Here is a 22,706-nt window from a genome sequence, read left to right as displayed (position 1 = left end):
GCGAAGCATCACCAATAAAAGAACAAACTCACACTTTATTCTTTACCTGACGAGGCCAAACACGCAGATTCAAATACCAAATCGGCGGATGCGCCATCAGCACTACAGGTGCAGGCGTTCACGCAAACGGGGTGAGAGCCGAAGCCCCCACCCCGTCAACATCGCTCAGCCTCAACTAGACGCGAGCCTCAGCGCCCAGCTGCTCAACAGCAGCCGCCACGGCTGCCTCTCGAGCGGCGGAAGCTTCATCCGCAGTCAGAGTGCGATCCGGTGCCCGGAAACGCAGCGCGAACGCCAGGGACTTCTTCGACTCGTCAATGCCGGTACCGCGGTAATCATCGAACACACGGATATCCTCCAGCAACTCACCAGCACCCTCGCGCAGCACGCGCTCCACCTCAAAAGCGGGCACACCGCGGTCCACCAGTAGAGCCACATCCTGGGTTGCCGCCGGGTAGGTCAGCACCGAAACAGCCTGATGCACCTCGACGCGGTGCGCAAACAGGGCCGAGAAATCCAGCTCGAAGGCGCAGGTACGCTCCGGCAGGTTCAGCTCCTGCAGCAGCTTCGGGTGCAACTCACCGGCAAAACCAATGCGCTCGCCGTTCGCGTCCAGCACCTCAGCCACGCGGCCCGGGTGGAACGCGGAATGCGCGCCGTTACGCACGGTAATCGGCGCAGATACGGCATCAGCCACCAGACGCACAGCATCCAGGGCATCACGCCAGTCATAAGGACGCGGAGCCGCACCGGGCATCACCTCGTGCTCGGCGCCGGAGAACAGGCCGGCAATAAACGAGGGCTGCTTCGGGATGCCGGCGTTCAGGTCCGCCAGAACCTCATCCGAAGGACGAGCACCCAGCGGCGGAATAGAGTCAGAGCCCAGCTTCTCACCCGGGATAAACACGTGGCCGGATTCGAAGATGGCCAGGTTCTTAAAGCCGCGGGAAAGGTTACGTTTGAGCACCTCAACCAGGCCGGGCAGCAGCGAACGGCGCATCCAGCCCTCGGCCGAAGAAATCGGGTTCTCCAGGCGAATCGAGGGCACCTCGGTTACGGGGTTCTCGGGGGTGCTGACCCACGGAGCCGACCACAAGTTGTTCGCCTCAGCCGAGACGAAGGGGTAGGCGAAGACCTCGGTCAGACCGGCGGCGGCCAGCGCGTTCAGGGCGCGGCGCTTACCTGCCTGCTCCGGGGTGTAGCCGCGGCCCGCGGGAGCCACCGGCAGGGTCGAGGGGATGTTCTCGTAGCCGTCGATACGGGCGATTTCCTCGGTCAGGTCTTCCTTAGCGCGCAGGTCGGGGCGCCAGGAAGGAACGGCCACCAGGTAACCGGACTCGGTGCGCTCCATCGAGCAACCAATCTCGCGCAGGCTCGACTCAATCTGCTCCGGGGAGTAGTCCACGCCGATGCGGCCGGCGGTGTACTCGGCGGGCAGCTCGATGACGACCGGCTCATAACCGAGGGTCTCGTCGGTGACGCCCGGCTCAGCCTGGGCGCCGGCCAGCTCGACCAGTAGCTCCACGGCACGCTGGGCGGCAGCTGCCTGAATCTGCGGATCAACGCCACGCTCAAAACGCTTCGATGCCTCAGAAATCAGCTTGTGGCGGCGAGCAGTACGAGCCACCGACACCTCATCAAAACGAGCAGCCTCAATCAGGATGCGGGTGGTCGAGTCGGTCACCTCGGTCGAGGCGCCGCCCATCACACCGGCCAGACCGATCACGCCCGAGTCATCGGCAATCACGATGTCCTCGGGGTGCAGGGTACGCTCCACGCCGTCCAGGGTCACCAGCTTCTCGCCGGCCACCGCGCGGCGCACCACGACTTCGCCCTGGACCTTATCGGCATCGTAGAAGTGCAGGGGCTGACCGGTCTCCAGCATCACGTAGTTGGAGATGTCGACGGGTAGCGACAGCGAACGCACACCGGCCAGACGCAGACGCGAGGACATCCAGGTCGGAACCGGAATCTCGGCCTTCACGCCGGAAACCTCGCGCATCACGAAGCGCACGCAACCCGGGTTACCGTGAATCGGGGCGTCGTCGCGCAGGGCCACCGGGTGGCCGGAGGAGTTCGCCTCGGGAGCGCGCTCACCGTAGGCAAGCACAAAGTCCTCGAAGGGAGTTCCGGTTGCGTGGGACCACTCGCGGGCGATACCGCGCAGGGAGAAAGCGTAACCGCGGTCCGGGGTCACGTTCACCTCGGCAGCCTGGTCGTACAGGCCCAGCAGTTCCATCGCATCGGTGCCGACCTCGGGGTCCAGGCCCAGGGTCGAGAGCACCAGAATGCCGCCGTGGTCGTCGCCGATACCCAGCTCGCGGGTCGAGGCAATCATGCCGGCCGACTTGTGGCCGTAGGTCTTGCGGGCGGTAATCGCGAAACCACCGGGCAACACGGCACCGGGCAGAGTCACGACGACCTTGTCGCCGGGCTTGAAGTTGTGGGCACCGCAGATAATGCCCTGAACGCCGGAGGGCTCGATGCCCTTGCCGGTCAGGGTCTGCTCCTGGCCCTCCGGAACCACACGCACCTGGCACCAGTTCACGGTCTTGCCGTTGGAGTGGGTTTCGGGTTCCATCGAGAGAACCTGGCCTACCACAATCGGGCCCGACATCTCGTCGGTGGGGCGGTGAACGTCTTCTTCTTCCAGACCAACCTTCACCAGGGTTGCCATCAAATCTTCAGCCGAAGCATCCTCGGCGACCGGCACGAACTCGCGCAGCCATGACAGGGGAATACGCATAATTTAAATCTCCATCCCGAACTGCTCAGAGAAACGGATGTCGCCCTCGACCATGTCGTGCATGTCGGCGACGTTGTTACGGAACATGAGGGTACGCTCAATACCCATACCGAACGCAAATCCCGAGTACTCCTCGGGATCGATGCCGGCGGCACGCAGCACGTTCGGGTTCACCATGCCGCAACCACCCCACTCAATCCACTGGGGGCCACCCTTGGCGTTGGGGTGCCACAGGTCCAGCTCAGCGGAGGGCTCGGTGAAGGGGAAGAAATTCGGGCGCAAGCGAATCTTAGCCTCTTCGCCGAACATGGCGCGGGCCATGTACTCCAGGGTGCCCTTCAAATCGGCCATGGTCAGGCCCTTATCCACGGCCAGGCCCTCAATTTGGTGGAAGACCGGAGTGTGGGTGGCGTCCAGCTCGTCGGTGCGGTACACCTGGCCGGGGCACACGATGTACAGGGGCAACTCGCGCGAGAGCATCGAACGCATCTGCACCGGGGAGGTGTGGGTGCGCAACAGCAGGTGAGCGTTCTTCGGCTCAACGTAGAAGGTGTCCTGCATTTCGCGAGCCGGGTGGTCCGGCTTAATGTTCAGAGCGTCAAAGTTGTACCACTCGGACTCCAGCTCGGGGCCATCGGCAACCTCCCAGCCCATGCCGACGAAAATGTCGGTCAGGCGCTCCTGCATCAGAGCGATGGGGTGGCGGCCACCCAGGGAACGGCGCGAGGATGCGGCTGACATATCCACGGTCTCCTCGGCCAGGATGCGGGCCTCACGCTCAGCCTCCAGCTCCTTGGTGCGAGCCTCAATAACCTCGGTCAGTGCGGCGCGGGCCTGACCCAGCAGTTTGCCCACGGGGCCCTTGTGCTGGTTCTGAAGGTCGCGCATCTGGCGGTTGGCAACGCTCATGATGCCCTTCTCACCGAAGAAGCTCAGGCGCACCTCCTTGAGGCTGTCAAAGTCTTTTGCCTTCTCGCGAATCTCCTGCTTGGCGCGCTCTCGCTCGGCCTCAAATGCCTCACGAACGGCGTCCAGACCCTTTTCGGGGTTGTTCTCCAGGACCTGCGCAATGTTGGCGAGGACCTGAGCCGGACCCTTCGGGCCCTCGTGTTCCTGCACGGAATCGGTCATTGTCACTCTTCTCTGCGTACCACCGGCGCGTTGAGGCCGGTCGGCTGGTTGTCACTATGGGGCTGCACCGCGGAACCGCGAGAGCTCACCAAACTACCTCAGGCACGGCGGGTACCGAGCGGGTCAGAGGCGGAGCATCCCGGTAGGGTCTGCGGGCGCATATCCTACCCATTTTAGACCAGAGAACAATGCGAAAGCATCAGAGCGCCCGGATAGTCCATCCGGGCGCTCTGATGCTTTGATAAGGCGTGGAGCCAACAGAGGCGCGCATCCCGCGGCGGCATATTCACCAAACGGGTCATCGCGGCAACAACGGTTAAGCCAGCATTTCCCTGACCTCGGGGTCGAAGGACGCGCGAATCCACAGCACGTTAGCGATAAACCATGCAGCGTACAGCGGCACAAAACCGTAGCGCTGAGCGTCAATCACGTTGCCAATCAGCGAGAGAATTGCGACGAAAGCACCGAGAATCGCGAAGATCAGGCCGACGGTCAGGCCCTGGCGCTTGCCCTTCTGAATCGTGACGTACACCCACGTGTACACGATAGCCGAGCCAATGAGCAATCCCAGGCCGCCCACGATGCCGAACTCCGGCAGGCCCTTCAACGGAGACAGATTGTCCGGCGCGAACGAGGAAATGATGCCGTGAATAAAGCAAATCAGCGCGGAAACAATCATAATCTCCTGCAGGTGCAGAATCTTGGGGTGCTTAGTCGGCGAATGGAACAGAATCCCACCAGGCTTGGAGCCACCTTCCTGAATGTAGATAGCTTGGGTATCCGATGGTACCGCGTCGGAACGGTACGCATTCGGGTCGTACGGAGGTTGAGCAGTCATCATTGTCTCCCAAATTGGATGTGATTTCTCCCTCAATACTACCCGGTTGGTAAGAGGTTTCCAAAGAAAACACCCGTGTTGAGCTCACATATGGCGACGTGCCGGCGAACCTCCCATCGAATGGTTCGTCGGCACGTCGCACAGTATCAGAGCATCAAACCAAGCCTGTCCACGCTGAGCAGACCTAGCTAAAAAGGCCCGAGCAGATGTAGTCGTTCTCGTCCTTCACCCCGGGCGGTACCGCGAAAAGAGCGTTACCGGTATGGCGCAGGTACTCACTCATCGCATCTGAAGCGGTCATCTTACTCAGCATCGGAATGAAATGGGTACGCGGATCACACACGTAAGCGATGAAAAACAGACCCGCATCCAGGCGTCCCAACTCATCAGCGCCATCAGTGTAGTTGAAGCCACGACGCAGAATCTGCACACCCTGGTTCTGATCCGGATGCATCAGACGCACATGGGAATCCGCAGGAATCAGGGGGCCGGAGCGACCCATCGCCGAAAAATCGAGCTTGGTGAACTCATCACCGCCAGAGAGCGGGGCACCGGTCGTCTTGGTACGGCCCACAATCTCCTCCTGCTCACGCAGTCGGGTGCGGTCCCATGTCTCAATCTTCATACGAATGCGGCGCGCGGCCAGGTAGCTACCGCCCTCCATCCACGCCGGGCTGTTCGCCGAATTCTGCGAGGAGGTCCACACGTGCTTCTTCAGCAGGTCCGGATCCTCAACCTTCAAGTTGTTCGTGCCGTCCTTGAAGCCGAAGAGGTTACGCGCCGTCACCTGTGTGGTGGTCGTGGAGGCGGTACGCCCGAAGCCCAGCTGCTGCCAGGCCACCACGGCGCGGCCACCAGCGATGCGAATCAGGTTGCGAATCGCGTGGAAGGCCACCTGCGGGTCGTCCGCACAGGCCTGGATGCACAGGTCGCCGTCGCTACGCTGCGCCTCCAGCGCGTCCCCGGTCATATGCGGGATGCGCACAAGCGCCTCCGGTAGCTTGCTGGCGAAGCCGAAGCGGTCCTTATCATTTTCGTCGACAAAGAAGCTACGGCCCAGGCCAAAGGTGATGGTCAGATGTGCGGCGGAGAGATCCATAGCCTCGCCCGTATCCTTAGGCGGTGCCTCGTAGGAGCGTTCCTCCCCCACGACCTCGCCAGCCTGCATCTTTGCGGAGGCCTTCGTCCACTCCTGGAAAAGGGAACGAATCTCTTCACGGTCGGTGGTCTTCAGGTTCAGCGCCACGAAGTACATGCGGTCCTGCACCTCGGTGGAGATACCGCTCTGGTGCTCACCGTAGAAGGGGTGAGAGTCGTTCGAGGCGCCCGAGGCTGAATTCGAGGCCGCGGCCTGGTTGTGGTTGTTGGAGGCTGGGCTGGCGCATCCGGCGAGCGCGCCTAACGCCCCCAAGGCTCCGGCGCCAGCAAGTGCTACGCCCAACGCGCCGCGACGGGTGGTACCGGCGGTGCGGGAAGTCTCGTGGTGTGCCTCCGGGGTTGTTTCAGTGGTATGGGAATTGCGGTCGGTAGGCATGGGAAGCCTTTCTTCTGTGCTGTGGTGAATATGTGAGAGCGCGGTAAATCTATGGGAGAAACGGAGCCCATAAAGGCCCCAGCCGGGCGGGGGCTCAATGTTCCCCCACCCGGCTACAGGTAGCGCATCCGTTTTAGCGGGCCGCTACCGTACGATGTGCTACTTCGCCGCGGAACCGGTGACGACCTCGGTCATCTTCGACACCGGCTCGGACAGAGCCTCTACAGCGTCGGACAGCTCGCGGACCTGGTCCTTGGTCAGCTCGTTGTACAGAGTGTAGCTGTCACCCTTCTTGTACTTGTCGAGCAGCTTCTGCACGGCCTCAAACTTCTTCTCGATGTCCTGAGCCAGCTTCGGGTCCTTCTGCTTCAGAATCGGCAGAACACCCTCGTAGGCCACGCGGGCTCCATCAATGTTGCCTTGGAAATCCGAGAGGTCGGTGTGCGACCAGGTCTCTTCCTCACCGCTGATCTTGGTGTTGAAGACCTCGTCCAGCAGTTCCTTCGAGCCGTTAGAAATCTGGAATGCCTCAAGCTTGAAGTTGGAGGAGTGCACCTCGTCGTAAAGCTTCTGGGTGTCTTCCACCAGCTTCTTGGCGACCTCCGCGCGCTGTTCCTTGGTCAGCGGGGTGTACTTCTTACCGCCGTTATTTTCGGCGGTCGGTTGCCACAGGTCCTTCTCAATCTTGTGCCAGCCGGTCCACTCCTTACCCTCTTCAACGTCTGCCTGGCGGGCATCCAGTGCCGGGTCCAAATCGCCGAAGGACTCAGCCACGGGCTCGATGCGTTCGTAGTGCATGCGAGCTGAGGAGTACAGGGCCTTCGCCTCGTCGTCCTTACCGGCGGTGTATAGCTCAGCAAACTGCTCAGTCTTGGTCTTCAGTGCCTCGACCTGGTCCTTAACGTAGGCGGTGTACTGGGTAACTGCGGTGTCGCGCAGGGCCTGTTCGTCGGCGGAAATCGAGGGAGCCTTCTCGTTCTTGGTCACGGTGAAGTCACCGCGGATACCGTCGCCGACCATGCCGGGCTTGCAGGCGGTTTTGTAGCTACCCTCGGGCAGTTCCACGGTCAGGTCGCGGCTGAGGTTCGGGCCAATGTTCTCCACCTCGGAGACGATGCGCAGGCCGTCAGCGCCAAGCACGTAGAACTCGTTGACCTTGGTGCCCTCGTTCTTAACCTTGAAGGTCACGGTGCCAGCCTTGACGGTGGTAGCCGACAACTTGCAGGCGTTGTCGCTTGCGGTGACGTTAATGGTGCCATCGGAGGATGCGGCGCCCGAAGCGGAGGACGCTACGTTCTGGTTGTTGGGGGTGCAGCCGGTCAGGGCGAGCGCACCGACCGAGAGCAGTGCACCTGCGGAGGCGAAAGTCTTACGCATGGTTTCTCCTTATTGTGTATGTGTTGGCGACGGTTCTTTGTCGCACCTTGAGGGGATATTTCTGGGGGATGATTGGTGAGCCATTCGGGCTCATGCAGGCTCATCCGAGCGGGTTAGCTCTAGCTCTGAGAACCCGAGGCTACCGTCTTTTCAGCTTCAGGCTTCGCCACCGGCTTCTTAGCCGAAACCTTCAGACCCGGACGCTGCGCACGGATGAACAGCGGCATCACGATACCCACGTACAGGATCCAGGCACCGGCCTCAAGCCAGGTGGTGGTCGAGGACAGGTTGAACACTGCCTTGAGCAGGGTACCCACAAAACCGCTCGGGTCGATGTAGTGGTAGGACTCAAACGCGGTGTTATTGAGGCCAGGCAGGATGCCCGACTCCTGCAGGTCGTGAATACCGTAGGAGAGCACCCCGGCCGCCACAATCACCAGGAATGCACCGGTGATAGTGAAGAAACGGGAGAGGTTGATGCGCATCATACCGCGCATCATGGCCCAGGCCATGAGGATGGCAACCAGGATACCGACGAGAGCGCCGAGCATGGGGGTTGCGTTCGCCTCCTGGCCGGCGGTGCGGGTGGCCGACCAAATGAACAGGGTGGTTTCGAGACCCTCACGGCCTACCGAAAGAGCAGCGAGCAGGATGACCGCCCAGGCGCTGGTCTGCGCGGCGTCCAGTTTTTCCTTGAGTTCGGCAGAGAGCAGGCGGGCGTTTTCTGCCATCCAGAAAATCATCCAGGTGACGAAGCCGACTGAGATGATGGACAGGGAGCCGCCGATAGCTTCCTGTGCCTCGAAGGTGAGGGTTTCGGGGCCGAAGGTGAGTAGCGCCCCAAAGCTGAGAGAGATGATGACCGCGACCGCCACGCCTAACCACATGGGTGTGAGCAGGTGGGTTCGCTTTGTCTTGCGGATGTAGGCCAGGAGGATTCCGACCACCAGGGCCGCTTCAAGGCCTTCGCGTAGGCCTATCAGAAAGTTTCCGAGGAAGGCTCCCCAAAAATTCATGTCAGTATCACCAAATCAACATATTTTTTTATCCTAATTGACTTCTTAAGAGTACGAGGAAAATGGTGCGTTTGACGACACTACTGAACACTCTGTCTGAGCGACTCGAAGGCCAGCCGAGCCTTCACCCACATCAAGGCCCTCCCACCAATACAAGTTGTCAGCATATCTTTACAGCAAATGAATACATAACTGACAATAAAGATAGGCTAGACTTAGTTTTAAGTTATGTTTCACGCATAAAAATACACGTGGGGTGGGGCTCCGCATCGGAGCCCCACCCCACGTGGACTTTTAAAAAAAGCTGAGAAAAATACTATTCGAACGAAAATATTACGTCACATGAACGCCATTACATTCCGCCAAGACGCCGCGACGACTACCTGAGCAGCCTCTGCCAGCGAAGCGCTCACCCTTAGCTTTCGCCCGTCCCAAGCCGACCGAGCTGACGCAAGAGCGCCTCCACAATCGGAAAGTCAGCAGGAATCCACGGTAGCGCCAGAATCTCAGCGGCCTCCACAGCCTCAAGGATTCCCTCCCCCACCGGAGGAAGCGGCATCCACCGCAGAGCACTGTGGTCCTCCAGAGTCTCCGGAGTACCCGAAAGAATCTCAGCGAAGAACACACGCATCGCCAGGCGCTCATTCAGGCGCCAACCCTGCGGGTACGCACCGGGCACCTCAGCACCCAGACGCGCCTGCACACCCAGCTCCTCTGTCAGCTCACGCACCAGCGCCTGCTCACAGCTCTCCCCCGGTTCAACCTTACCGCCCGGAAACTCCCACAGGCCGGCAACAGTCTGCGGGGCAGAACGCTGAGCCACCAGCATACGGGTCGGCGCCTCCAAAGAATCAACAATGGCGGCACCAACCACCTGAACCTCAAACGAGGGCGATACTTCACTCATCTTTATTACCTTCTTCTACGCCTTCTACCCATTCCATCTGCTCATCGTTCATATTCGAAGCCTCAGCGACCTCACGGCGAATGGTAGTGCCATCATTGAGCAGAATCAGCAGACGGTTACCGTTCTTGAACTCCATCAGGAAGACATCCTCAAGTTCAACCTTCGCCGCACGCAACTGCAATCGCACCCAGTCCTCGGTCTTGTGAGCATCCGCAATATCACGAGTGACCAATTTGCCCTTCACAATCAGAGCAAAGTTCGGCGCACCATCGCCCTTACGGATCACGCTCAGCGCACCATTCGGCTCAATCTGAGCGAACTCAATCTCTTCCAGGTCATAAATACCCTGCGCACGCAGGTCAGCAATCAGATGCATCGGGTCAAGAACCACATCGGACTGCTGGAAGCTCTTAATATCAATATCACCGTCGGTAATGACCGGCACACGCTGCTCACGCACCGCCATATGCAGAAAACGAATCTTCGTCGTCGCCACGTTCAGCAGCTGAATCATGCACAGCGTAAACACCAGGTAGACGATGAAGTAGAACAGACTAATCTGCGTGCTATACAGCACGCCACCAAGCAGACCACCGATAACAAAATTGCCGATGGTATCAATCGGGGTCTGGTGCCCCGCCTGAGAACTGTGAGTCAGGCGCAGGTACACCAAAATAATGATCAGGCCACAGAAAATCTTCAGCAAACCATCAACAATCGTCTCAACGGTCATAACAAAAATCTCCTAGAACTAAGCCCGGAAAATATCCGGCTCCAAATAGATAATGCGAGCCGCAGGAACAGCCTCACGAATACGCACCTCAGCCGCGTCAATCTCATCAGCTACCGCGCGACCAGTATCAGCATCATGGATGCGGATCTTTGCCGCCACCAAAATCTCCTCGGGGCCCAAATGCACGGTCTTAATGTGAATAATTCGACCGGAGTCGCCATCCTCAATCGCCGCACGAATCTTCGCCAAATCCTCCGGCGAAGCAGCCTCACCCAAAATCAGCGACTTCATCTCCACGGCCAGGAACGCCGCGATGAAGACCAGCAGAATACCGATAGCCAGGGTACCGAAAGCATCCCACAGACCGTTACCGGTCAGTAGGGTCATGCCCACACCAACCAGGGCCAGTAACAGGCCAACCAGCGCGCCCGCGTCCTCAAGCAGAAGCACCGGAAGCTCCGGGTTCTTCGAGGTGCGCAGGAAACGCAACCAGCTCTGCTGCCCCTTCAAGCCGCCGGATTCCTTGACCGCCACGCGGAAGGAATTACCCTCCAGCAGAATCGAACCCACCAGCACGGCTACAGGAACCCACTGCCACTCAGTAATACCGTGCGGATCGTGAAGCTTCTCGAACCCCTCATACAGGGCGAACAAGCCGCCCAACGAGAAAATAATAATCGAGACAATAAACGCATAAATGTAGCGGTTACGGCCATAACCGAACGGATGCTCTTCATCGGCCTGCTTGCGGGAGGCGCGACCACCCACCAGCAACAGCAACTGGTTACCAGAGTCAGCCAGCGAATGGATACCCTCGGCCAACATCGAGGAAGAACGGGTCAGAGCAAAAGCCAAGAACTTCAGGATGGCAATACCGATATTCGCCCCCAGGGCGGCAATAATCGCTCCGGCTCCTGAATGACCGGAATGACTGGATTGAGACATAGTTACCTTTCTGCAGGCCGCACCAGCCCGAGAGGCACGGAACCAACGGGGGCGACGCTATTCAAAAGTCTGTGAAAAAGCCCGAGGTGGGCACGACTAAAACCTCGGCCGGTACAGCCCCGGCGAACACAGCTCGCCGAAGGGCCGCATCGCGAAGTGATTAGCCCAGGAAATTAGCTCAGGGTGGTCGAGCGCTGCGCCATCGCCGAGGCGTACAGGCAGACCGCCGCAGCGGTACCCACATTCAAGGACTCCGCCGAACCGTACACCGGCACAGCCACTCGCATCGTAGCGGCCGCCTTCTCCTCGGCGTTCAAACCCTGCGCTTCATTCCCGAAAAGCCACATCGTCGGCTTGGACAAATCAAAATTACCCTTCACGCCTGACGGAGCGCTCGCCTCCACACCCGCGCGACGAGCCGCAGTGTACTCCGCCAGCTCCTGCAGGTTCACCGCACCGTAGCCGTCAGCAGCCAGCACCGCAGTCCCCTGAGACTTCACGTCCTCCGCGAAGTCCTCAAGCTCCACGCCCTGGATCACCGGCACATGAAACAGCGAACCCGCGGTGGAACGCACCGTCTTCGGGTTGTACAAATCCACCGAGCCCTTGGTGGTAATCACCAGGTCGGCACCGGCAGCATCCGCAACACGCAGAATCGTGCCCGCGTTACCGGGGTCCTGAACGCGAGAGAGCACGGCAATCAGCTTCGGGTTCAACGCGCCCTCACCCCACAGTAGCGAGAAGGAGGCGTCCACCATGAAGGAAACCGCAATAATACCCTGCGGGCTTACCGAATCGGCCATAGCCGCCAGCACCTCTTCGGTCACCACTCGCATGAAAACGCGGCGGCCCTCCTCGGGGGTGGGGGTGCCGTACACCCGCTCCAGCAGCTCAGCAATATCCTCGTGACGGTCGAACGCGGCCTCCGTAACGTACACGGCATCCAGGACGGGGCTCTTCAGGTGAGCCTTCAGAGCCTCACGCACAGCCTGCGGCCCCTCCACCAGGAATTGGCCCTTCTTCGTGCGGGCCGAGCGGGTGCGAAGCTTCGCAATATCACGCACACGGTCAGCCTGCGGGTTGGACATCACAACGGGAGTACTAATACGTTCAAAAAAATTCACCCCTTAAGGGTACAGGTAAAGCAGGACACAGCAGATGCCCGCACGGGACAAAAACCCCTCGAAGGATGCGAGAAGCCTAACACCGCCCTGCGTCATGATACGGGCGGTGCAGATACAGCAAAAGCGACCGCCCACACTCAACAGTGCGGACGGCCGCTCATGATGCTTGAGCACCGACCCCGGGCCTAGATTCCCGAGGAGCGGAACACACAACCTAGACTCAATTAAGCCTTGGGAGCCGAGGTGTCCTCGGGCAGGTTGTTCTTAGCAATCTCAACCAGTGCGTTGAAGGCAGCGGGCTCGTTCACGGCCAGCTCAGCCAGCATACGGCGGTCAACCTCAACACCAGCAGCCTTCAGACCCTGGATGAAGCGGTTGTAGGTCAGGCCCTGTGCGCGGGAAGCAGCGTTGATACGCTGAATCCACAGGCGACGGAAGTCACCCTTCTTCTTACGACGGTGGTCGTAGCTGTAAACGAGCGAGTGGGTGACCTGCTCCTTAGCCTTACGGTACAGGCGAGAACGCTGACCGCGGTAGCCGGATGCACGGTCGAGAATAGTACGGCGCTTCTTGTGCGCGTTAACCGCGCGCTTCACACGTGCCACGTGTGTCTCCTTCGTCTTATGTCCTGAACAGCTCACATATCACGCTGAACAGGAGCGAGTCTTTAATCAGTGCGCACCCCTATCGGTGCGCCAGGTGCAGAGCGTAAGCGGTGCTTACTTACCCAGCATCTTCTTGACAACCTTTGCCTGGCCGCCGGTAACGATCTGGTCAGAAGCCAGACGACGGGTCAGACGAGAGGACTTGTGCTCCAGGTAGTGGCGACGGTTCGCCTGCTGGCGCTTAACCTTGCCGCTACCGGTGAGCTTGAAGCGCTTCTTAGCACCAGAGTGGGTCTTCTGCTTCGGCATAGCTGCCGTTCTCCTTACATTCATCCCCCGCCACAACGGCGGGGTAGCTTAGTGGGGCTACGTACGCGAACGTATCAGCCCCAAGGACCAAAGGTGAGGCGCCTCTTGCGAGGAGCCTCGGAACCGGCACCGGGTGAACCCGCTCAACCACCCAACGGTGGAGGCGCGTGCCCATCCTAAAGTGACGACCCGGTTCCCTACTCGGCGGAAGCCTGTGCCTTCAGCTCGGCAGGCATAGCGTCTGCCAGAGAGTTGGTAACGGGCTTCGCCTTGGTCGTGTCAATACGCTCGCGACCCTTGCGACCGCCGGCGCCCTGCTCACGGCGAGCCTCTGCCTTACCGCGAAGCGGAGCCAGAACCATCACCATGTTGCGGCCATCCTGACGGGGGCGAGACTCAACGGTGCTCACCTCAGCCAGCTCAGCTGCCAGACGCTCCAGCAGACGCACACCCATCTCGGGGCGCTGCTGCTCACGACCGCGGAACTGAATCATTGCCTTGACCTTGTCACCACCGGAGAGGAAACGACGAGCGTGTCCAACCTTGGTTTCGTAGTCGTGGGTATCAATCTTCAGGCGGAAACGGATCTCCTTCAGAACGGCGTTTGCCTGCTTCTTGCGGGATTCACGAGCCTTGATCGCGGCTTCGTACTTGTACTTGCCGTAATCCATGAGCTTGCACACGGGCGGCTTCGCGTTCGGGGCAACCTCGACCAGGTCGAGTTCGGCGTCCTCAGCCAGGCGCAGAGCGTCCTTCAGAGGGACAACGCCTACCTGCTCGCCACCGGGGCCGACGAGTCGGACCTCGGGAACGCGGATACGATCGTTAATGCGTGGTTCGCTAATGACTAGCTCCTGTGCTCTGTGGGTTTCCCCGTGAATACTATCCGTTGCGGGCGCTAAAAAAGCCCCCGCAGTTACACAAGCGGAGGCGCAAACCAGCGTACGCCGAAAACGGCGGACGAACCCATTCACCTTAAATCCCAGGGGAAACCTGCGACGGCCAATCGGGTGGGAGGCATGCTCCACTTGCAAACTGTCTACAACCATACCCCAGAACCGCCCGACGGCGCAAGGGGTATTACCCCATAAACGTTGCGTGACGAGTCACCACGCGAGACCGCATCGGGGAACATCATATAGGGCAGTATGGCGAGCCCTAAGACCGCAGGGTGAACGCATTTACCGAAATAAACGAAATATGAGATTCTAGGGGTATGAGCACTGAAAACAATAGCTTCCGCTTTACCGCGGGAGAAGAAACTCCCGTCCACGGTCACACCGAACTCACCGAAGAGCAGGTCGAGGCCGTTAACGAGCAGCTGCGCGACATCGCAGACGTACCCGCCATCGAAATCATCAGCTCCGCCGCCATCCACATGATGAGCGCCGCGGCTGTCAAGTGCGGCCTCGCAGCCGACGAGAACGCCGACGATCTCAAGGACCTCGACGAAGCACGCAAGCTCATCACCGCTCTGGCAGGCCTGGTCACCGCCGCTGCCCCCGAGATTGGTTCCCAGCACGCAGCACCCCTGCGCGACGGCCTGCGCACCCTGCAGCTGGCTTTCCGCGAGGCATCCCCCTTCCCGGATGAGCCCGGTATGGGTCCCGGAGAGAAACTGACCGGCCCGGTCTACTAAACCACCCGGTCCACTACGCCATATCCGGCTTACTAAGCTCGAAGCCCCGACTCCATCGAATGAAGGAGGCGGGGCTTCGTCGTTTCTATACATGACATGAAAGCGCAGACAGCCACCCTATCGGGAGCCAGCAACCTTAAGGGCCTGCTCAAAGCTAAAGTTTCCCACATACAGCGCCTTGCCCAACACCACGCCCTCCAAGCCGGAAGGCACCATGGCACGCAACTTCTCAAGATCGGCCAGCGACGCCACACCACCGGATGCCACCACTCGACAGGCAGTCTGGGCCAACACCTCATCCAGCAGTTCCGCGCCGGGACCCGCCAGGGAACCATCTTTACTAACATCGGTCACGATGTAACGATACACGCCCACCGAGTCAAGCCACCTCAAGGCTTCGGGAACTCCGGGGCCCGACCAGTCGGTTCCACGGGCCACCGTCACCCAGCCCCGTTCAGGGTCGTAACGGGCGTCAAGCCCCAGAGCCAAAAGATCAGAACCCGCGTAGCGGGCCAGGGTGCCCTCAAGCCAGGAGGAATCCGCCAGCGCCGCACTGGTCACGTTCACGCGATCGGGATTGAGGCTCAGGGCTCGCTCCAGGGATTCGGCATCGCGAACACCCCCACTCACCTGAACACGCACCGGTTTGCCACGTTCGGCCGCGCAGGCACGAACGGCGGTGACAACCTGCGCCAGAACCTCGGTGTTAGTACCGCGCCCAAAGGCTAGGTCAAGGTCGACCAAGTGAATCCAGTCGGTGCCAGCTTCCACCCAGGTGAGCGCCGCCTCCACCGGATCGAGGCGACGCTCACCCCCGGACAGGGTGCCGCCCACCGGGCGTACCGCGTACCCCTCGGAGATATCGACGGCCGGCAAAAGTTCGAGGATAGGTTGAGCCATTATGCGCCCTCCCCACCGATAGCGGATTCATCCGGGGTAAGCGACAGCCGACCGGTCACCGCGAGAGATTCCACCCAGCGGCGCATAAATTCCGCACCCAGCTCACCGGACACCACCGGGCAGAACTGCACAGCGGTCAGCGGGCCGTTCTCCACCGCGGCAATATAGGGAGGTTCGGTTGCCGTCCAGCTCACCGAAGGCGGAGCGATGTAGTCAATGCTCTGATCAAAAACCCACTCAAAAACACCATGCTTAGACTTGAAACGCGCCTCGCCCTCAAGATCTTTGAGCAACTGACTGTCGGGCGAGGGGGATAGTGCGGAGGAGCCGGGAACCAGGTCCCGAGTGGACAGCTCCACACTCTCGCCGGGCCACTCCCCCATGCCCTGAACCTGCACGCTGCCCAGCTGCGGGTGGTTCACCGCGACGCTTTCAAAAAGACAGCTCATAGCGGCACCGGCCGCGAGCACGGGACGGCCGCCGGCCACGCGGCGCCCAATCACACGCTCAGCATCCTTGGCCTTTAGCTCATCGTATGCCTCGAGGGATCCGGCAGGACCAGCCACCACCATGCCGTCGGCTTCACGGAGCTGATACGGTTCGGCAGTAACAATGACCTCCGCGCCCGAATCCCGAAGAAGCTTTACCATGGCGCTGTGAGTTCCGGGGTCCCCTAGAACGGCGACCACGGGGCGCGGCGAGGAGACAGCATCCTGACGGGGATGAGAGGACGAGGATATGGGCATCGCATGTTCCTTGGGTAGTGCGGTAGACGGTTTGTCGTTAATTCACAATCTGCTAACGGGCGGGCCGAGCGCTCTCATGCGCCTCGGTAGCTTAGCCTAGTGGCGCGGCTGGGGAACCTCGAGGCGCTGACCGACATCGACTGCAGTGCTTGTCAGTGAGTTCAACTCCATAATACGCACCACGGTATCACGGGCATCACCGCCGGGGTTCACCGCCTGAGCGATGTCCCATAGTGTCTCGCCGTGCTTAACGGTCACCGTGGCTTGGGTGGCCGCGGCGTTCTCGACACGCGGGCCGAAGGACGGACCGAGGAAGGTAACGGCACCCAGCACCACGAGAGCAGCCAGGGTTAGCAAGGGCAGCCCCTTCAAATTGTGCAGGGGATTGAAACGTTCCAGCCGAGAAGACAGGGAACGAAGACCCGAAATAGCAGAAGGAACGAGGCCCGCAAGCGGGGAAGACATGTCCACGCCCTGCTCGGCGGGGCGCCCCGAAACGGAGCGTTCATTCGCCGGAGCGGAGGGGGTTGAAGGCTGAGAATCCGTTGCACTGGGAAAGACACGGCGGGCGGACACCAGGTAAGAAGAAGGCTGAGGGGCGGATGCACGACGGGAGGAGCCTCGAGCGGCGCGCGCGGACTGCCGTGCGTGCGCGGGGTGAAGTACCACCAAACCTTCCGGAAGGGTAACAGATGCAGAGGCACGGTGAGGAGCCAAAGAAGCTGCAGTCATAATTGTGGTTCCTTTCTCTCAAGCTCACTCCCGCGGCGATCCCACGGGGGTGAACAGTGCCGACTCTCTCTAGACTCGGCGGGTGAGTTGAGTGTGGTTGTTCGCTTTCTGTAGGGGCCCAGTGAAGGAACGTTCGAAGAGTCGCTCCACGGGCTCAATCTTCAGAACCCTCCTTCAACTGGAGAGGGCCGGCCGGTTTTCCGTTCGAATACTCTCGAACATTCGACACCTTCACCCACACCCCCATAACAGAATGGGTATTCGAATTGCATTGGAAATAATCCATCATCACCCCGAAATTCGGGCGGATTTTCCATTTATTCCGAATCCATGTTCTAAAGTCTAGCAGATACATACTAAAAATCCCTACGGTTTCGAAGAAAAAATCTAGTATATTTGTTTGAATTTATCGGTGAAGTGTTCTACACTGGTGTCAAGAGATGTTCCACACGCTCGTGATGAGTTCCATCATCGCGGGGCGTCACCCATGACGGATATAGATTCTGGTTTACCCCTGACGAGATAAGGGGTCCTACTCGCCTATACCGTGCGATATACGTCACCGCGGAACAAACATGTGGACGATCCATCCGTGCTCCGGCGAAGGTACGTAGCCTTCGACGACACAAACCGAAGGAAGAGATATGGCAACAGCACCCCGCCCGGCGCTGACCGCGCGCCAGCAGAAGATTCTTGACGCGATCCGCACCGAGATTGAACAGAAGGGCTATCCGCCGTCCATGCGCCAGATTGGCGACATGGTGGGTCTTGCTTCTCTCTCTTCGGTGACCCACCAGCTTGGCCGACTCGAAAATATGGGCTACATTCGCCGCGATCCCAAGCTCCCGCGTGCCATTGAGGTGCTCGATGAGAATGGTGCCGGCATCCACACTCCCCTGCCTGAGCTTCCGAACTTTGAGGTCGGCGAGGATGACCTTGTGCCCGTCCCTCTCGTCGGTCGCATCGCCGCAGGCGGTCCTATTACCGCCGAGCAGTCCGTGGAGGATGTGCTCGCTCTGCCGCGCCAGCTGGTTGGCAACGGCAAGCTCTTCATGCTCAAGGTCAAGGGCGATTCCATGATTGATGCCGCAATCTGCGATGGCGACTGGGTCGTCGTGCGCGAGCAGCACACCGCCGACAACGGTGACATCGTGGCCGCTCTGCTGGATGATGAGGCCACCGTGAAGGTCTTCCGCCAGGTTGATGGCCACACCTGGCTCATGCCGCGCAACGCAAGCTATGAGCCGATTATGGGTGATCGCGCCACCGTCATGGGCAAGGTTGTTTCGGTATTGCGTAGCCTCTAATTCCCCGCTCTTCGCGAAAAGCATTACGGGGATTCGGCCGCCCAACCCCGAGTTCCCGAGATCCCAGCACCCCGAGGTGCTGGTCGCGTCCTTCGAGGTTTCAGCGTTTCCGCATCCCCTAACGGGAAAACCTAACGGCCAAGCCAACGAATAAACCTGCTTGGCACAGAGAAAGCCCCGGCACTCGCAAACGTGCGATTACCGAGGCTTTCGGCTTTTCCCGTAGCTTGATGGAGATCTTAGCTTAGCTCGCTCGGTGGGGAAAGACGCGGCCACTCAGCACACGGGAATCCGCTAAGCACAGTCCCCCACTCAGCACACGTCGGGTTGAGGCTATCTATCAATAGATTCCGAGAGGCGGGCCAGCGCCCCCACCACGGCCTGCTTATTCTGAGTGGGCCACATCGGCGGCATAGCCTTCATCAGGTAGCCACCGTAGCGCTTCGTCGCAAGTCGCGAATCCAGAACCGCCACAACCCCGCGGTCGTCTACCGAACGAATCAGGCGACCCGCGCCCTGCGCCATGCGGATAGCCGCGTGATGCGCCGAGACGGCCATGAAGCCGTTGCCGCGGTGACGGTTCACCGACTCTGTACGAGCCTGCGCAATCGGGTCATCCGGGCGTGGGAACGGGATGCGGTCCATCACCACCAGGCGACAGGAATCGCCGGGGACATCCACACCTTGCCACAGGCTCATCGTGCCGAACAGGCACGAGTCGACGTCCTCGCTAAACTCCTCCACGAGGGCCTTCAGCGAAGACTCACCCTGCAGAAGAATGTTCAGGTCACTGTGCTCACGCATGTACTCGGCGGCGCGCTCGGCGGCGCGCTTCGAGGAGAACAGGCCGAGGGCGCCACCTTCTGACGCTTCACACAGCTCGCGAAGTCGCTCCAGCTGGCCCTCGTGCACGCCAAATCCCGGAGGCTTCAGGTCCCCAGCAACGTACATGATGCCCTGCTTGCGGTAGTCGAAGGGCGAGCCCACGTCGATGCTCGTCCAGCGGGGAGCGCCCTCCCCCTGCAAACCGAGGGCACTGGCGGCAACGTCGAAGGAATCACCCACTGTCAGGGTCGCGCTCGTTAGGATCACGGTGCGGTCGGCGAACAAGCCGTCGCGCAGCTGCAGGCCAACGCTTAGCGGGGCGATATTCAGGGTTGCCGGGTCGGTATCGGAGGCAGCCACGTAGCGGCCGTTCTCCCAACCGCCCTGACGCGAAACCCACAGCACATCCTGCTCAGCCGAGGCTTCCAGGATGCGGTTGCTCACCTCGTGCACCTCCGAAACACGGGAACGGGCCATCTGCAGGCCTGCGTCAACTTCTTGGCCGTCCGGTTTCGTGTCGGAAAGTGCGGCGCGGGCCGCATCGTTCACAGCGGACAGGGCCGTAAGCAGGCGACCATCCAAGCCCTTCAACAGGCCCTCAGGCAGGCCCTCCAGCGCGGTTTCCAGGGTTCCGGCGGCCATCTCCAGGGCGCCGGAGTCGGCCCTAGAATGTTTCTTCACACCTCGGGCGGCGCGGTGAACCATCGCAACGGTCAGCGATCCGGAAACCGCACCAGTCACGCGGTCCACCAGCTCGTGGGCCTCGTCAATAATGACGGTCTCATGTTCGGGCAGAACCTTCATGCCTTCGAAAGCGTTAATTGCCAGCAGGGCGTGGTTCGTGATGACAATGTCAGCCTCAGCGGCGCGGCTACGCGCCATCTCGCTGAAGCATTCCTCCACCAGAGGGCAGCGGCGGCCCAGACATTCGGCGGCGCTCACCGACACTTGCGCCCACGCGCGATCGGACACGCCGGGCTTGAGCTCGTCGCGGTCACCGGTCTCAGTGCGGTCAGCCCACTCGCGCAGGCGCACGACCTCCTCGCCCACGCGGGAGGTCGAAGACGGCATGTCGAAGAGGGCATCCGGCTCGTCTTCGGGGTAGCCACCCTCCAGCTTGTGCAGGCACAGGTAGTTATTGCGGCCCTTGAGCAGAGCCACCTGCGCTTGAGATTCCGGGCGCGGCTCCAGCGCTTCCAAAAGACGCGGGATGTCGCGGTTCACGATCTGCGCCTGCAGGGCCAGGGTCGCAGTCGCTACCACAATCGGCTGGTCGGACTCCCCCACACGTGCGAGGGCCGGGACCAGATAGCCCAGAGACTTACCGGTGCCGGTACCCGCCTGAACCAGCAGGTGACGCTGCAGCTCAAGAGCCTGCGCCACGTGCGCCGCCATGGTGCGCTGGCCTTCACGTTTCTGCCCACCGGTGGCCTCCACAACCTCGTCGAGCAGGTTCAGGGCATCCTTCGCACCGGGCAGGGTCTCAAGCTCCTGCCCGGTAAATCGGGTACTGTCGGTTATGGATTCTGGGGCGGCCCCGGAGGTGTTTTTGGGCGCGCTGGTGCGTCCCGTCGTCTTCTGCGTCACGTTGACCGGTTCCTAGTGAGTCTCGGCGGTATCGGCCTCGGCTGTGAGGGCGCGGGCCTCAGCCAGCTCCTCTTCCAGGACCTCCAGCAAGTCGCCCTCCAGCACGTACTCGGCCAGATCCGAAGCGACATCTTCACGGACCAGAGCAACTACGAACGTGCCGTCCGACACGAAATCGGTGCTCTTAATTTCGGCATCCCACTCGTGTAGGCGCGAAATAATCTCACCGTGGTTGTAAGGAATCAGCAGCTTGACCTCAATCGAAGGGCGCGGAATCGTGTCCGCAATCTTCTGCTTAAGCTCCTCGATGCCCTCGCCGGTACGCGCCGACACGATGACGTGCTCCGGCTCGCGCTGGCGCATCCGCTCCAGCACGAACGGGTCGGCGGCGTCCGCCTTATTCAGCACAATGATTTCGGGGATGTGGCGGGCATCCACCTCGGCGAAGACCTCGCGAACCGCGCGAATCTGGCCCTCCGGGTCGGGGTGCGAAGCATCCACCACGTGCAGGATCACGTCGGCGTCCGCGACCTCCTCCAGGGTGGAGCGGAACGCCTCAACCAGCTGGGTCGGCAGCGAACGCACGAAGCCCACCGTGTCGGAGAGGGTATAGCCGATGCCGTCGGGGGTCTGCGCCTTACGGACGGTCGGGTCCAGGGTTGCGAACAGGGCATTCTCCACGAGCACGCCGGCATCGGTCAGACGGTTCAACAGCGAGGACTTACCGGCGTTCGTGTAACCGGCAATAGCCACCGAGGGCACGCGGTTGCGGCGGCGATTCAGGCGCTTCGTCTCGCGGGCCGGAGCCATCGCGGCGATTTCACGCTTGAGCTTGGCCATGCGGGCGCGCAGGCGGCGACGGTCCATCTCGATCTTGGTTTCACCGGGACCACGCGAGCCGATGCCTTCACCGGAGGCGGCACGGCCACCGGCCTGACGGGACAGGGACGCACCCCAACCACGCAGACGCGGCAACATGTACTCCAGCTGAGCCAGTTCAACCTGTGCCTTACCTTCGCGGGACTTAGCGTGCTGAGCGAAGATGTCGAGAATCAGGGCGGTGCGGTCAATGACCTTGACTTTCACAATGTCTTCGAGGGCACGACGCTGAGAGGGAGCCAGCTCGGAGTCGACAATCACGGTGTCGGCGCCGGTGGCCTCCACGATATCCTTGAGTTCCAGGGCCTTGCCGGAGCCGAGGAAGGTGCCCGGATCGGGCTTGAGGCGGCGCTGAACTAGGCCGTCCAGTACCTCGGAGCCTGCGGTCTCGGCCAGCGCGGCCAGCTCACGCAGGGAGTTCTCGGCATCCTCGACGGTGCCTTCGGTCCACAGGCCAGCCAGCACCACGCGCTCCAGGCGTAGCTGGCGGTACTCGACCTCGGTCACGTCCTCCAGCTCGGTGGAGAGGTTAGCTACTCGGCGCAGGGCGCGGCGCTCGGCGAGGTCTTCCTGGTCTCCATCGAACTCGGAGTGCTCGCGCTGAACATCGGAAATTTCACGCGCGCGGGTGTCGAGCACGCGGTGGCTACCGCGCGTCGGCGCGGTCTCGTGATGCGCGGTGCCCGCGGCATCGTAGGTAATCAGTGAGGAGGCGGACTGGGAGCGGCCCAGAACGCGGTCCACGGTGCGGCGCAGCTGCTCGTCGCTCGGCAGCTTCTCGGCCTCGGATACGGAATTATTCTTAGAAGTCATACGCCTTCCATTA

General features: G+C 60.8%; 20 protein-coding genes. 2 read left to right on the top strand and 18 right to left on the bottom strand.

Going from position 1 to position 22,706, the window contains the following annotated elements; genetic code table 11:
- Positions 1-175: 175 nt before the first annotated feature.
- From pheT to infC, 13 genes are all read right to left on the bottom strand, one after another.
- Positions 176-2,746 carry a phenylalanine--tRNA ligase subunit beta gene (gene pheT, locus JX292_RS05545; RefSeq protein WP_204862319.1) on the bottom strand — a complete coding sequence of 857 codons (2,571 nt, stop codon included), beginning with the start codon at positions 2,744-2,746 and terminating at the stop codon, positions 176-178.
- A gap of 3 nt (positions 2,747-2,749) precedes the next feature.
- The gene (gene pheS, locus JX292_RS05540; RefSeq protein WP_204862317.1) at positions 2,750-3,877 is read right to left on the bottom strand and encodes a phenylalanine--tRNA ligase subunit alpha; all 1,128 of its coding nucleotides are present in this window, start codon (positions 3,875-3,877) and stop codon (positions 2,750-2,752) included.
- Positions 3,878-4,193: 316 nt separating this feature from the next.
- Positions 4,194-4,715, bottom strand: a complete 522-nt coding sequence (locus JX292_RS05535) for an ABC transporter ATPase (RefSeq protein WP_204862315.1) — start codon at positions 4,713-4,715, stop codon at positions 4,194-4,196.
- 184 nt (positions 4,716-4,899) lie between these two features.
- Positions 4,900-6,249 (bottom strand): iron uptake transporter deferrochelatase/peroxidase subunit, encoded by a 1,350-nt coding sequence (gene efeB, locus JX292_RS05530; RefSeq protein WP_204862313.1) that lies wholly within the window; start codon positions 6,247-6,249, stop codon positions 4,900-4,902.
- Positions 6,250-6,408: 159 nt separating this feature from the next.
- Positions 6,409-7,626, bottom strand: coding sequence for an iron uptake system protein EfeO (gene efeO / locus JX292_RS05525; protein ID WP_204862311.1), 1,218 nt, complete (start codon positions 7,624-7,626; stop codon positions 6,409-6,411).
- Positions 7,627-7,745: 119 nt separating this feature from the next.
- Positions 7,746-8,642 (bottom strand): iron uptake transporter permease EfeU, encoded by an 897-nt coding sequence (gene efeU / locus JX292_RS05520; protein WP_204862310.1) that lies wholly within the window; start codon positions 8,640-8,642, stop codon positions 7,746-7,748.
- Between the two features lie 415 nt (positions 8,643-9,057).
- The gene (locus tag JX292_RS05515) at positions 9,058-9,549 is read right to left on the bottom strand and encodes a (deoxy)nucleoside triphosphate pyrophosphohydrolase (RefSeq protein WP_204862308.1); all 492 of its coding nucleotides are present in this window, start codon (positions 9,547-9,549) and stop codon (positions 9,058-9,060) included.
- Positions 9,542-10,282 carry a DUF421 domain-containing protein gene (locus JX292_RS05510; RefSeq protein WP_239653650.1) on the bottom strand — a complete coding sequence of 247 codons (741 nt, stop codon included), beginning with the start codon at positions 10,280-10,282 and terminating at the stop codon, positions 9,542-9,544. The genes JX292_RS05515 and JX292_RS05510 overlap by 8 nt, the downstream gene beginning before the upstream one ends.
- Positions 10,283-10,300: 18 nt before the next feature.
- Positions 10,301-11,227, bottom strand: a complete 927-nt coding sequence (locus JX292_RS05505; RefSeq protein WP_204862306.1) for a cation diffusion facilitator family transporter — start codon at positions 11,225-11,227, stop codon at positions 10,301-10,303.
- A 173-nt stretch (positions 11,228-11,400) separates the two neighbouring features.
- Entirely contained in the window at positions 11,401-12,315 is a 915-nt protein-coding gene (locus tag JX292_RS05500; RefSeq protein WP_239653657.1) for a TrmH family RNA methyltransferase, read from the bottom strand.
- Positions 12,316-12,575: 260 nt separating this feature from the next.
- Positions 12,576-12,956, bottom strand: a complete 381-nt coding sequence (gene rplT / locus JX292_RS05495; RefSeq protein ID WP_005507127.1) for a 50S ribosomal protein L20 — start codon at positions 12,954-12,956, stop codon at positions 12,576-12,578.
- 114 nt (positions 12,957-13,070) lie between these two features.
- The gene (gene rpmI / locus JX292_RS05490) at positions 13,071-13,265 is read right to left on the bottom strand and encodes a 50S ribosomal protein L35 (protein ID WP_004006287.1); all 195 of its coding nucleotides are present in this window, start codon (positions 13,263-13,265) and stop codon (positions 13,071-13,073) included.
- 197 nt (positions 13,266-13,462) lie between these two features.
- Positions 13,463-14,110, bottom strand: coding sequence for a translation initiation factor IF-3 (infC, locus tag JX292_RS05485; RefSeq protein WP_044142246.1), 648 nt, complete (start codon positions 14,108-14,110; stop codon positions 13,463-13,465).
- Between the two features lie 371 nt (positions 14,111-14,481).
- Between infC and JX292_RS05480 the strand changes: the two genes are divergently transcribed.
- On the top strand, positions 14,482-14,904 hold the full coding sequence (locus tag JX292_RS05480) for a DUF1844 domain-containing protein (RefSeq protein WP_204862303.1): 423 nt from the start codon (positions 14,482-14,484) through the stop codon (positions 14,902-14,904).
- Between the two features lie 117 nt (positions 14,905-15,021).
- Here the strand turns inward: JX292_RS05480 and JX292_RS05475 are convergent, their stop codons facing one another.
- The 3 genes from JX292_RS05475 to JX292_RS05465 all read right to left on the bottom strand — a co-directional run bounded on the left by JX292_RS05475 (position 15,022) and on the right by JX292_RS05465 (position 17,282).
- On the bottom strand, positions 15,022-15,804 hold the full coding sequence (locus JX292_RS05475; protein WP_204862302.1) for a HisA/HisF-related TIM barrel protein: 783 nt from the start codon (positions 15,802-15,804) through the stop codon (positions 15,022-15,024).
- Positions 15,804-16,550, bottom strand: a complete 747-nt coding sequence (locus JX292_RS05470) for an imidazole glycerol phosphate synthase (protein ID WP_204862301.1) — start codon at positions 16,548-16,550, stop codon at positions 15,804-15,806. The genes JX292_RS05475 and JX292_RS05470 overlap by 1 nt, the downstream gene beginning before the upstream one ends.
- A gap of 96 nt (positions 16,551-16,646) precedes the next feature.
- Complete coding sequence (locus JX292_RS05465) at positions 16,647-17,282, bottom strand: LysM peptidoglycan-binding domain-containing protein (RefSeq protein ID WP_204862300.1); 636 nt, start codon at positions 17,280-17,282, stop codon at positions 16,647-16,649.
- 644 nt (positions 17,283-17,926) lie between these two features.
- On the opposite strand from JX292_RS05465, the gene lexA reads away from it, so the two are divergent.
- Positions 17,927-18,589 (top strand): transcriptional repressor LexA, encoded by a 663-nt coding sequence (lexA, locus tag JX292_RS05460; RefSeq protein ID WP_204862299.1) that lies wholly within the window; start codon positions 17,927-17,929, stop codon positions 18,587-18,589.
- 333 nt (positions 18,590-18,922) lie between these two features.
- Here lexA and JX292_RS05455 read toward each other — a convergent pair whose 3' ends face one another.
- Together JX292_RS05455 and hflX are read right to left on the bottom strand one after the other, a co-directional pair.
- A complete protein-coding gene (locus JX292_RS05455) occupies positions 18,923-20,935 on the bottom strand; it encodes an ATP-dependent DNA helicase (protein WP_275586147.1) in 2,013 nt (670 codons plus the stop codon).
- A 78-nt stretch (positions 20,936-21,013) separates the two neighbouring features.
- A complete protein-coding gene (gene hflX, locus JX292_RS05450) occupies positions 21,014-22,693 on the bottom strand; it encodes a GTPase HflX (protein WP_204862298.1) in 1,680 nt (559 codons plus the stop codon).
- Positions 22,694-22,706 lie beyond the last annotated feature (13 nt).

This window comes from Rothia mucilaginosa (genome assembly GCF_901875305.1).
Lineage (GTDB): Bacteria > Actinomycetota > Actinomycetes > Actinomycetales > Micrococcaceae > Rothia.
The sequence above is the reverse complement of the archived record's forward strand: the minus strand, read 5'-3'. Positions and strand labels throughout refer to the sequence as shown.

What these genes read in the sequence shown, in the direction of transcription:
- pheT (WP_204862319.1), bottom strand. Translation starts at nt 2,746, where the DNA reads ATGCGTATTCCCCTGTCATGGCTGCGCGAGTTCGTGCCGGTCGCCGAG.
- pheS (WP_204862317.1), bottom strand. Translation starts at nt 3,877, where the DNA reads ATGACCGATTCCGTGCAGGAACACGAGGGCCCGAAGGGTCCGGCTCAG.
- JX292_RS05535 (WP_204862315.1), bottom strand. Translation starts at nt 4,715, where the DNA reads ATGACTGCTCAACCTCCGTACGACCCGAATGCGTACCGTTCCGACGCG.
- efeB (WP_204862313.1), bottom strand. Translation starts at nt 6,249, where the DNA reads ATGCCTACCGACCGCAATTCCCATACCACTGAAACAACCCCGGAGGCA.
- efeO (WP_204862311.1), bottom strand. Translation starts at nt 7,626, where the DNA reads ATGCGTAAGACTTTCGCCTCCGCAGGTGCACTGCTCTCGGTCGGTGCG.
- efeU (WP_204862310.1), bottom strand. Translation starts at nt 8,642, where the DNA reads ATGAATTTTTGGGGAGCCTTCCTCGGAAACTTTCTGATAGGCCTACGC.
- JX292_RS05515 (WP_204862308.1), bottom strand. Translation starts at nt 9,549, where the DNA reads ATGAGTGAAGTATCGCCCTCGTTTGAGGTTCAGGTGGTTGGTGCCGCC.
- JX292_RS05510 (WP_239653650.1), bottom strand. Translation starts at nt 10,282, where the DNA reads ATGACCGTTGAGACGATTGTTGATGGTTTGCTGAAGATTTTCTGTGGC.
- JX292_RS05505 (WP_204862306.1), bottom strand. Translation starts at nt 11,227, where the DNA reads ATGTCTCAATCCAGTCATTCCGGTCATTCAGGAGCCGGAGCGATTATT.
- JX292_RS05500 (WP_239653657.1), bottom strand. Translation starts at nt 12,315, where the DNA reads ATGTCCAACCCGCAGGCTGACCGTGTGCGTGATATTGCGAAGCTTCGC.
- rpmI (WP_004006287.1), bottom strand. Translation starts at nt 13,265, where the DNA reads ATGCCGAAGCAGAAGACCCACTCTGGTGCTAAGAAGCGCTTCAAGCTC.
- JX292_RS05480 (WP_204862303.1), top strand. Translation starts at nt 14,482, where the DNA reads ATGAGCACTGAAAACAATAGCTTCCGCTTTACCGCGGGAGAAGAAACT.
- JX292_RS05475 (WP_204862302.1), bottom strand. Translation starts at nt 15,804, where the DNA reads ATGGCTCAACCTATCCTCGAACTTTTGCCGGCCGTCGATATCTCCGAG.
- JX292_RS05470 (WP_204862301.1), bottom strand. Translation starts at nt 16,550, where the DNA reads ATGCCCATATCCTCGTCCTCTCATCCCCGTCAGGATGCTGTCTCCTCG.
- JX292_RS05465 (WP_204862300.1), bottom strand. Translation starts at nt 17,282, where the DNA reads ATGACTGCAGCTTCTTTGGCTCCTCACCGTGCCTCTGCATCTGTTACC.
- lexA (WP_204862299.1), top strand. Translation starts at nt 17,927, where the DNA reads ATGGCAACAGCACCCCGCCCGGCGCTGACCGCGCGCCAGCAGAAGATT.
- hflX (WP_204862298.1), bottom strand. Translation starts at nt 22,693, where the DNA reads ATGACTTCTAAGAATAATTCCGTATCCGAGGCCGAGAAGCTGCCGAGC.